Source organism: Tepidibacter sp. Z1-5, assembly GCF_037844525.1.
In the GTDB taxonomy this organism is placed as follows: domain Bacteria; phylum Bacillota; class Clostridia; order Peptostreptococcales; family Peptostreptococcaceae; genus Tepidibacter_A.
On sequence record NZ_JBBMMD010000033.1, the window covers coordinates 1 to 746 of the forward strand.

Here is a 746-nt window from a genome sequence, read left to right on the forward strand (position 1 = left end):
CTGAGCTATAAGCCCCAATAATTGGTCGAGGTGGAGGGACTCGAACCCCCGGCCCCATGGTCCCAAACCACGTGCGCTACCAAACTGCGCTACACCTCGATTTTTGAATAAAATGGCGGAGAAGGAGGGATTCGAACCCTCGCGTCCCGTAAAAGACCTACTCCCTTAGCAGGGGAGCCTCTTTAGCCACTTGAGTACTTCTCCATTTTAAACATTTTTATTTACTTGGCGGAGGAGGTGGGATTCGAACCCACGGTCCCTTTCGGAATCACTGGTTTTCAAGACCAGCTCCTTAAGCCACTCGGACACCCCTCCGTGTTTATTGGTGACCCATCCGCGACTCGAACGCGGGACACCCTGATTAAAAGTCAGGTGCTCTACCGACTGAGCTAATAGGTCAAATTTAGTTGGCTGGGGATGCTGGACTCGAACCAACGCATACATGAGTCAAAGTCATGTGCCTTACCGACTTGGCGAATCCCCAGTATATGGCGTACCTGCAGGGATTCGAACCCCGGACACGTGGCTTAGAAGGCCACTGCTCTATCCAACTGAGCTACAGGTACATATTATTTTGGAGCGGGTGAAGGGAGTCGAACCCTCGCAGCTGGCTTGGAAGGCCAGAACTCTACCACTGAGTTACACCCGCATGTTATTAAATGGTGGAGGGGACTGGATTCGAACCAGTGAAAGCGATGCTAACAGATTTACAGTCTGCCCCCTTTGGCCAACTCGGGAACCCCTCC

8 tRNA genes are annotated in these 746 nt (G+C 52.3%); all 8 read right to left on the reverse strand.

Going from position 1 to position 746, the window contains the following annotated elements:
* Positions 1-22 precede the first annotated feature (22 nt).
* The 8 genes from WJW32_RS06930 to WJW32_RS06965 all read right to left on the reverse strand — a co-directional run bounded on the left by WJW32_RS06930 (position 23) and on the right by WJW32_RS06965 (position 746).
* Positions 23-99, reverse strand: a tRNA-Pro gene (locus tag WJW32_RS06930).
* Positions 100-113: 14 nt separating this feature from the next.
* Positions 114-204, reverse strand: a tRNA-Ser gene (locus tag WJW32_RS06935).
* Between the two features lie 22 nt (positions 205-226).
* Positions 227-315 (reverse strand) — tRNA-Ser (locus WJW32_RS06940).
* An 8-nt stretch (positions 316-323) separates the two neighbouring features.
* A tRNA-Lys gene (locus WJW32_RS06945) sits at positions 324-399 on the reverse strand.
* Between the two features lie 9 nt (positions 400-408).
* Positions 409-484, reverse strand: a tRNA-Gln gene (locus WJW32_RS06950).
* 5 nt (positions 485-489) lie between these two features.
* Positions 490-566 (reverse strand) — tRNA-Arg (locus tag WJW32_RS06955).
* A gap of 9 nt (positions 567-575) precedes the next feature.
* Positions 576-649 (reverse strand) — tRNA-Gly (locus WJW32_RS06960).
* Positions 650-660: 11 nt separating this feature from the next.
* Positions 661-746 (reverse strand) — tRNA-Tyr (locus tag WJW32_RS06965).